Origin of the sequence: Stenotrophomonas sp. GD03819, from assembly GCF_029841665.1 — a bacterium.
GTDB lineage: Bacteria > Pseudomonadota > Gammaproteobacteria > Xanthomonadales > Xanthomonadaceae > Stenotrophomonas > Stenotrophomonas geniculata.
In genome coordinates this window covers 32,579-40,688 of record NZ_JAOCEW010000042.1, presented here as the reverse complement: position 1 = coordinate 40,688, position 8,110 = coordinate 32,579, and the positions used below count along the sequence as shown (strand labels likewise).

Genomic DNA, 8,110 nt, shown 5'->3' with positions numbered 1-8,110 from the left:
GCCCCCGCAACCGGACCCACCCCGCCTTCGACAGATTTCCGCGATCTGTCGGAACGGCATGGACCGCTGTTGGTAGGTGTCGACCTTGGTCGACACAGTAGATCCACGCCATGCGTGGATGCTTTTCGAGCTCGATTCGAAATATTCGATTCCGATGAAGATTCATCCACGCATGACGTGGATCCATCAGATCGCGAGAATCTGTCAGGGGTGGGGCGATGTCGGAGTGCGGGGTGTCAGCCGCATGGATGCGGCTGCCAAGCCTACATGGACGTACTTGCGGCGTCCCCGCACTCCGACATCGCCCCGCCACCCCGCGGAATGCGTGCTGTTGCTGTTGTTCCGGCCGTTGCTTCGGCAGGTGCAGGGCGCAGCCCTGCCGAAAAACACACATAAAAAAACAGCAGGCCGGGGCCTGCTGTTTCGGTGTAATGGTGCGCCCGGAGAGATTCGAACTCCCGACCGCCTGGTTCGTAGCCAGGTACTCTATCCAACTGAGCTACGGGCGCCAATTACATAAACTTGTTGTGCTGACTGTGTATGGTGCGCCCGGAGAGATTCGAACTCCCGACCGCCTGGTTCGTAGCCAGGTACTCTATCCAACTGAGCTACGGGCGCGCGGTACACAATCAAATTTTAAAACATTTCCAGCGGCGGATGCTGAAAACCTGTCGAGTGGTGCGCCCGGAGAGATTCGAACTCCCGACCGCCTGGTTCGTAGCCAGGTACTCTATCCAACTGAGCTACGGGCGCCCTGCGACAGGAGCGGAATTATGCGGATGTCGGCGCGAACCGTCAACAGTTTTTGTGAAAATTTTCATCCAACTGAATGAAAAAGCTGTCAGCCACGGCGTCCGGCGCCTTCAGCCACGCGAAATGATCGGCGCGCGTGCCCAGTTCCTGCGCGGACAGCACGCGCAGCTGCGCGTCCACATTCGGCAGCTTCGCCAGCAGCGTCTGCATCGATCCGGTGGGGGCCAACCAGTCGTGTTCCATCAGCACCGCCTGTGCGCTGCCATGCACGCGCGCCATCTGCGCATCGAGGTCTTCGTCCATGCCGGACGCGGCGTAGTGGTTGTTCAGGCCCACGCGCGCCCAGTCGGCAATCAGCCCGCGCGCTTCGGTGCCACCAAAGCCGAGGCGACGGCCATGCAGGACGCCCTGGCGCCGCGCGATCCACGGCAGGAAGCGGTAGACCAGTGGCAGCAGCCAGCCACGCGGTGGCGGGAACCCGCGCCAGAACGGTGAGCCACTGGCGGCCAGCCATAGCCGGTTGAAGTAGTGCGGGTTGCGGCCGGCATGCACGCAAGCCAGCTGCCCACCGAGACTGTGTCCACCGATGATCCAGGGCAGGGCGCCGGCGTCGTCATCCGCTGTGGCCAGGACCGCCTGGCTGGTTGGCAGATCCTGTTCGAGTACCTCGCGATAGCCCCAGTCCTGCGTGCGCGACGGGCGCAGTGAACTGCTGCCGTTGCCGCGCCACTCGTGCAGGTAGACCGCCACGCCCTTCGCCGCCAGCGCCAATGCCAGTGGCAGGTAGTGGCGCGCGGCCACGCCCAGTGCCGGCAGCCACAGCAGGCGCGCGACGGGATGTGCAGGCACGCAGGCGATCACTTCGTAGCGATGGCCGTCGTTGCACTGCACGGCGAGGATGCGTGGCGTCAGGCTCATGCGTGCGGTGCCGCGCCGAAATGGTCGAGCACCAGCACTTCGCTGCGGCCCGGCGCATAGCCTTGCTGCAGCCCACGTGCAACGTAGTCGATGCCGGCTTCGCAGGCATTGGCCAGGCTCAGGCCATTGCACAGCTGCGCAGCAATGGCCGAAGCCAACGTGCAGCCGGTACCGTGCGCGTCCAGTGGCAGGCGCGCATGGATGAATTCTTCGCTGCTGACGCCGTCGAAATAGCGGTCGATCACGCGATTGCCTTCCTGCAGGTGACCGCCCTTGAGCAGCACTGCGCCCGCACCGAGGTCGAGCAGGGCTGAGGCGGCCTGTTCTGCGTCTTCGCCGTTGCTGATCTTCCGGCCGACCAGCAGTTCTGCTTCCGGCGTATTGGGAGTGATCAGCGTGGCCAGCGGGATCAGGCGCTCACGCATGGCCTGCAATGCGCTGTCTTCCAGCAGGCGTGCGCCGCTGGTGGCGACCATCACCGGGTCCAGCACCACGTGGGGCGGACGATGCTTCTCCAGTGCGTCGGCGACGGCATGGATCACTTCGGCGTTGGCCAGCATGCCGAGCTTCACCGCGTGGATGTCGAAGTCGTCGAAGCAGGCGTCCAGCTGCGCGCGCAGGAAGTCGATTGGTGGCACGTGCACGGCGGTCACGCCGCGGGTGTTCTGTGCGGTCAGCGCGGCGATCGCCGAAAGGCCGTGCACACGATGCGCGGCGAAGGCCTTCAGGTCGGCCTGGATGCCGGCGCCGCCGCCGGAGTCGGAGCCGGCGATGGTGAGGGCGGAAACGGGAGTGGTCGGGCTCATCAGGCGATTGTGCCGTGGTCCTGCAGGGGAAGGTAGATCCACGCCATGCGTGGATGCCTTTGATCCGCTAGGCGGGGTCAGATCCCATTTCCGCAGGAAAAGGGATCTGACCCCCAGAGCGCGACCCTCAATGCCGCCAGCGCGCCCACTGCTGGTACAGCACATAGCCCAGCCCGGTCAGGCCGGTCAGCAGGGCGGGGGCGAGCAGGGCGTCGTACTGCCAGCGCATGAACAGCCAGGCGCCGATGATGCCGCCGGCGAGGAAGCCGCTGATGATCAGGCCGCTGAGGGTCAGGCGTCGTACCTGCAGCGGCAGCCCACGCAGCAGGTGGCCCAGGCCGATGCCGAGGTCGGTGAACATGCCGCTGAGGTGGGTGGTGCGTACCACCGCGCCACTGAAGGTGGTGGCCATCGCGTTCTGCAGGCCGCAGGCCATGGCGGCGGCCAGTGCGCCCCAGATCTGGTGCTGTTCGAACAGCGGAATGGCCACCAGCAGCAGCGCCGATTCCAGTGCCAGGGCCACGCCGTAGCGACGGCCCAGCTGCAGGGTGCTGTCCTGGATCAACAGGCCGCTGAGCATCGCGCCCAGCGAGAACGCGATCAGCAGTCCCCACAGGTGGCCGACCGCGCGCCAGTCACCCTGGGCCAGCGCCATGCCCAACTGGCTGGTGCTGCCGGTCATGTGGCTGACGGCCTGGTGTTCGAAACCGAGGAAGCCGACGACATTCACCATGCCGGCCACGCACGACAGCGCGACCGCGCCGATCCAGACCCAGGTGGGCAGGCGAATTCCCATCGGCGGGGCCCCTCAGGGCCCGCCGAAGCCGCCGTTGAACTGCAGCTCGCTGAAGGTGTTGTTGGCCGGGTCGAACACCGCGCCCCAGAACTGCGTGCCGCCGTCACAGACGCGGATCGCTTCCCGTGCCGGATTGATGCCGCTGTCGTCGGGCAGGTGGAAGGCGTTGATGTAGATCAGCCGCTTGCCGGCGCTTTCGATGCCGACGTACTGGCGGTCGAAGTCCAGCACCTTCGGTACCTGTGCCTCCAGCGATGACAGCCGCGCTTCCAGCTGGTCGACCTGCTGCCGGCTGGGCGCCCAGTAGCCGCTGACCCGCCCGGCCTCGCGGCCGGGGCTGGGCCGCGAGCAGGTGTCGAGCACCTGCGCGGCGATGATCGGGCGGGTGACCACCCAGGACTGGCCGGTGCGCTCGGCGGTCGGCACGCTGGCCGGGCCGCGCGTGGTGGTGCAGGCGCCGAGCACGGCTGCGAGGGTGATCGCAGCCGTGGGCAGCAACAGGCGGGTGCAGCGGTTCACAACACCTCCGAAGCGTAATCGGCCAGGCGCGAACGCTCGCCACGGCGCAGGGTGATGTGCGCACTATGCGGCCAGTTCTTGAAGCGGTCCACTGCGTAGGTCAGGCCCGAGGTGGTCTCGGTCAGGTACGGTGTGTCGATCTGCTCGACGTTGCCCAGGCAGACGATCTTGGTGCCGGGGCCGGCACGGGTGATCAGCGTCTTCATCTGCTTCGGGGTGAGGTTCTGCGCCTCGTCCAGGATCAGGTAGCGCGACAGGAAGGTGCGGCCGCGCATGAAGTTCATCGAGCGGATCTTGATGCGGCTGGCGAGCAGGTCGTTGGTGGCCTGGCGGCCCCAGGTGCCGCCTTCCTGGTTGTGCGTGAGCACTTCCAGGTTGTCGGTCAGCGCGCCCATCCACGGCGTCATCTTTTCTTCTTCGGTGCCGGGCAGGAAGCCGATGTCCTCGCCGACGCTGACCGTGGCGCGGGTCATGATGATCTCGCGGTAGCGCTGCTGGTCCATGGTCTGGGCCAGGCCGGCGGCCAGCGCCAGCAGGGTCTTGCCGGTACCGGCGGTACCCAGCAGGGTAACGAAGTCGATCTCCGGGTCCATCAGTGCGTTCAGTGCGAAATTCTGCTCGCGGTTGCGCGCACTGATGCCCCACACGGCGTGGCTGCCGTGGCGGAAATCATCGACCAGCGACAGCACCACCTTGCCATCGCCGACCACGCGGCTGACGCGCAGTTCGACCTCGTCTTCGCCGGGCAGGTAGACGTACTGGTTCGGGTACCATTCCTCGCCGTCCTGCGCGAGGATTTCGTAATGGGTACGACCCTTGTCGCTCCAGCTGCGCAGGTCGTCGCCGTGGCGCTTCCAGAAGTCTTCCGGCAGCTCGGTGGCGCCGGTGTAGAGCAGGCTGAAATCGTCCAGCGCGCGGTCGTTCTCGTAGTCCTCGGACACGATGCCGGCGATGGCGGCCTTGATCCGCAGGTTGATGTCCTTGGAAACGAACACCACCGGCAGATCCGGCGTCTCTTCCTTCAGGGCCAGGATCGCGCCGAGGATGGCATTGTCGGGAATGACCTTGCCAAAGCTCTTGCCCGCGTCGAAATGACTGGTCTGGAAGCGCAGCTTGCCGGCGCTCTGCTTGCCGCGCAGCTGCAGGCCGTTGGGGCGCTGCAGCGGAATGCCGTCGGCCAGGTTGTCCAGGCCGGATTCCTGCACCAGTTCGTTGAGGAAGCGGCTCACCTGGCGGGCATTGCGGCTTGCCTCGGAGGTGCCCTTCTTGCCGTTGTCCAGCTCTTCGATCACCTGCATGGGCAGGTAGACGTCGTGCTCCTCGAATTTGAACAGCGCGGTGGGATCGTGCATCAGCACGTTGGTATCCAGCACGTAGATGCGCTTGCCTCGGGTCATCGTCGATTCCTGGTTACGGACAGGGAAAAACCACCACGGCCTGCTGCGGGGCAGGGTGATGGCAGACACAGTAGGCAGTGGGACTCACTTGGACTGGGAGGCCTTCAGTTCGGCGAGAACGGCATCGGCATGGCCGGCAACCTTGACCTTGCGCCAGGACTGCACGATGCGGCTGTCGGGGGAAATCAGGAAGGTGCTGCGTTCGATGCCACGTACCTGCTTGCCGTACATGTTCTTCATCTTGATCACGTCGAAGGCGCTGCACAGCGCTTCGTCGCCATCGCTGACCAGCGGAAAGTTGAAGCCCTGCTTGGCACAGAAGTTGTCGTGCGACTTCACTGAGTCGCGCGAGACACCGAGTACCACCGCGCCTGCCTTCCTGAACTTCGGCAGCAGCGCGTTGAAGTCGATGCCTTCGGTGGTGCAGCCGGGGGTGCTGTCCTTGGGATAGAAGTACAGCACCAGCCAGTGGCCGGCGTAGTCGCCGAGAGTGGCCTGTTCGCCACCGGACAGCGCCAGCGGCAGGGAGAGGGTGGTGCTGTCCAGGGTATCGCCGTTGTTCATGAGGTCCTTCTGTCGAGCCTGGGTTCTTTCTACGACAATTGCATGAAACGCCACGCGCCCGTGAGAGGCGCGCGAAAAATCCTCACTTCCGATCAGAATTTCATCGGGTCCATGATCGCGTCCAGGTTCAGGTGGTCGCAGAACTCGAGGAAATCGTCGCGCAGCGCGGCGATGTGCATGTTGGCCGGCACGCCGATGGTGACCTGCGCGCTGAACATTTCCGCACCGGTCTGCATGGCGCGGTAGCGCGTGCTCTGCAGGTTCTCGATGGTGATGCCCTGGCGGTCGAAGAAATCGGCCAGCTGGAACAGGATGCCCGGCTTGTCGGCGGCGATCACCTCGACGATGTACGGCAGCAGGTTGGACTGCGCCTGCTTGGCGGCGGTGCGGTACCAGACCAGCTTCAGGCCTTCCTCGCGCTCGAGCCGGGTCAGCATCGCTTCCAGCTTGGCCACCGAGTCCCACGAGCCGGTGGCCAGGGCGGTGACCGAGACATCGCGGCCGACCGTGGCCAGGCGTGCGTCCACCAGATTGCAGCCGCTGTCGGCGATGCGGCGGGTGACGGACAGCAGGGGGGACTCCGGATGCGTCGTATAGGCGTTGATCAGGAGGTGGTTTTCGCTCGGCGCGGGGCGCGGGGTGGTGTCGGTCAAGGCGATTCCGGGTAATGCATGCGTTAGTCTGAATGCCCGCCAGAGGCGGGGATCCACCGGTGTCCAGCATACTTGCCCGTGCTTTCGCGCCGCAAGTAACATTCAAGTCGCCCCCGGCCTTTCGTGGCGGGCGTTTTCCCTTCCCAGCCAAGAGCAGCACGTCCTTGTCCCTTTCCGGCCTCATCACCGCGCTGGCGACCCCGTTCCGGGCCGACGGCGCCCTCGATCCCGACGGTTGGCAGCGCCTGCTGCACCTGCAACTGGAAGGTGGCGTCCATGGCGTTGTCGTAGCCGGCTCGACCGGTGAAGCGGCAACCCTCACCGATGCCGAGTACGACCTGCTGCTGGCCAGCGCGGTCGAGCGCATCGGCGGCCGCATCCCGGTCATGGCCGGTACCGGCCTTTCGGGCACCGCCAAGACCATCGAACAGACCCGCCGTGCCGCCGCGCTCGGCGCCAGCCATGCGCTGGTGGTCACCCCGCCTTACGTGCGGCCGACCCAGGCCGGCCTGATCGCGCACTACCGCGCGGTGGCCGACCAGGGCGGGCTGCCGGTCGTGCTGTACAACGTGCCCGGCCGTACCGGCTGCGACATGCAGCCGGAGACCGTGGCCGAGCTGGCCAGCCATCCCAATATCGTTGGCATCAAGGAAGCGGTGGGTGACACCGGCCGGGTGCAGGCGCTGCTGGCCCTGCGCAGCCCGAAGTTCGCGGTGCTCAGTGGCGACGACGGTACCGCCGCGCGTTCGATCCGGGCCGGCATCGATGGCCTGATCTCGGTCGGTTCCAACGTTCTGCCGGGCGCCTATCGCCGGATGTGCGAGCTGGCCGCCGCGCACGACCACGAAGCTACCGAGTCCTGGGATGCGCGCCTGCAGCCGTTCCATGATTTCTGTGGCGTCGAACCCAACCCGATCCCGGTCAAGGCGCTGCTGCGCCGCATCGGCATCGGTCACGACCTGCGCCTGCCGCTGCTGCCGCTGTCGGCAGCGCATCATCCGGCCGCCGACCATCTTGCCGGCGACATCGCCGCCCTCGAAGCCCTTTCCAGCCACTGACCTTCCGTCTTGGTCTGACCCAGGAGATTCACATGCGTCAATCCGTATCCACCGTCCGCGTGCTGTCCTACGCCCTGCTTGCGGTGGCCGTTGCCGCCGGTACCACCGGCTGCTTCAAGCGTGGCGTCAAGGGCGACTACGCCCTGGCCCCGGAAATGCGTCCGCTGGAAGTGCCGCCGGACCTGAACCTGCCGACCACCACCGGTGACAACAAGGTGCCGACGCTGGCATCGGCGACCAAGCCGGCCGCGCCTGCGGCTGCGGCCCCGGCCGTGGGCAACACCGGTTTCACCATCGCCGGTGGCAAGGACGAGGCTTTCGCCAAGGTCGGCACCGCGCTGGAAGGCGTGGAAGGTGTGACCATTGCCAGCCGCGCGCAGCTGCTGGGCTCGTATGACGTGGCCTACGAAGGCAGCAACTTCCTGGTCCGCGTGGTCGCCGTCGATGCTGGCGCCTACATCTCCGCGGTCGACCCGCGTGGCCTGCCGGCCACCGCCGAAGCGCCGGTGAAGCTGATCGCTGCGCTGAAGGCGAAGCTGGCGCAGTAAGGGCTGGTCGGGTGGGGGCGGGCCTTGGTCCGCACCCGCTCTGGTGGAGGCCGACCTTGGTCGGCGCTTCTGTGCCAACCAAGGTTGGCACCTGCCGG

8 protein-coding genes, 3 tRNA genes and 1 pseudogene are annotated in these 8,110 nt (G+C 66.0%); 2 read left to right on the top strand and 10 right to left on the bottom strand.

Features of this window, described 5'->3' with window-relative positions:
* Nucleotides 1-432: 432 nt before the first annotated feature.
* The 10 genes and pseudogenes from N5D45_RS19735 to N5D45_RS19690 all read right to left on the bottom strand — a co-directional run bounded on the left by N5D45_RS19735 (nucleotide 433) and on the right by N5D45_RS19690 (nucleotide 6,406).
* A tRNA-Arg gene (locus N5D45_RS19735) sits at nucleotides 433-509 on the bottom strand.
* A gap of 32 nt (nucleotides 510-541) precedes the next feature.
* Nucleotides 542-618, bottom strand: a tRNA-Arg gene (locus N5D45_RS19730).
* 58 nt (nucleotides 619-676) lie between these two features.
* Nucleotides 677-753, bottom strand: a tRNA-Arg gene (locus N5D45_RS19725).
* Nucleotides 744-1,671: pseudogene (locus N5D45_RS19720) on the bottom strand (alpha/beta fold hydrolase). Before N5D45_RS19720 ends, N5D45_RS19725 begins: the two are co-directional and overlap by 10 nt.
* Nucleotides 1,668-2,477: a bifunctional hydroxymethylpyrimidine kinase/phosphomethylpyrimidine kinase gene (thiD, locus tag N5D45_RS19715; RefSeq protein ID WP_010484282.1), complete on the bottom strand. Its 810-nt coding sequence runs from the start codon at nucleotides 2,475-2,477 to the stop codon at nucleotides 1,668-1,670. Before thiD ends, N5D45_RS19720 begins: the two are co-directional and overlap by 4 nt.
* Nucleotides 2,478-2,604: 127 nt before the next feature.
* Nucleotides 2,605-3,273 carry a YoaK family protein gene (locus N5D45_RS19710; RefSeq protein ID WP_010484284.1) on the bottom strand — a complete coding sequence of 223 codons (669 nt, stop codon included), beginning with the start codon at nucleotides 3,271-3,273 and terminating at the stop codon, nucleotides 2,605-2,607.
* Nucleotides 3,274-3,285: 12 nt separating this feature from the next.
* Complete coding sequence (locus N5D45_RS19705) at nucleotides 3,286-3,792, bottom strand: hypothetical protein (RefSeq protein WP_164192152.1); 507 nt, start codon at nucleotides 3,790-3,792, stop codon at nucleotides 3,286-3,288.
* Complete coding sequence (locus tag N5D45_RS19700; RefSeq protein ID WP_010484287.1) at nucleotides 3,789-5,189, bottom strand: PhoH family protein; 1,401 nt, start codon at nucleotides 5,187-5,189, stop codon at nucleotides 3,789-3,791. Before N5D45_RS19700 ends, N5D45_RS19705 begins: the two co-directional genes overlap by 4 nt.
* A gap of 84 nt (nucleotides 5,190-5,273) precedes the next feature.
* The gene (locus N5D45_RS19695; RefSeq protein ID WP_010484289.1) at nucleotides 5,274-5,753 is read right to left on the bottom strand and encodes a peroxiredoxin; all 480 of its coding nucleotides are present in this window, start codon (nucleotides 5,751-5,753) and stop codon (nucleotides 5,274-5,276) included.
* 92 nt (nucleotides 5,754-5,845) lie between these two features.
* Nucleotides 5,846-6,406, bottom strand: coding sequence for a glycine cleavage system protein R (locus tag N5D45_RS19690; RefSeq protein ID WP_005409051.1), 561 nt, complete (start codon nucleotides 6,404-6,406; stop codon nucleotides 5,846-5,848).
* Between the two features lie 164 nt (nucleotides 6,407-6,570).
* Here N5D45_RS19690 and dapA point away from each other — a divergent pair, with 164 nt between their 5' ends.
* Together dapA and N5D45_RS19680 are read left to right on the top strand one after the other, a co-directional pair.
* The gene (gene dapA, locus N5D45_RS19685) at nucleotides 6,571-7,464 is read left to right on the top strand and encodes a 4-hydroxy-tetrahydrodipicolinate synthase (protein WP_043403360.1); all 894 of its coding nucleotides are present in this window, start codon (nucleotides 6,571-6,573) and stop codon (nucleotides 7,462-7,464) included.
* Between the two features lie 32 nt (nucleotides 7,465-7,496).
* Nucleotides 7,497-8,012: a hypothetical protein gene (locus N5D45_RS19680; RefSeq protein WP_010484296.1), complete on the top strand. Its 516-nt coding sequence runs from the start codon at nucleotides 7,497-7,499 to the stop codon at nucleotides 8,010-8,012.
* The last annotated feature ends 98 nt before the right edge of the window (nucleotides 8,013-8,110 follow it).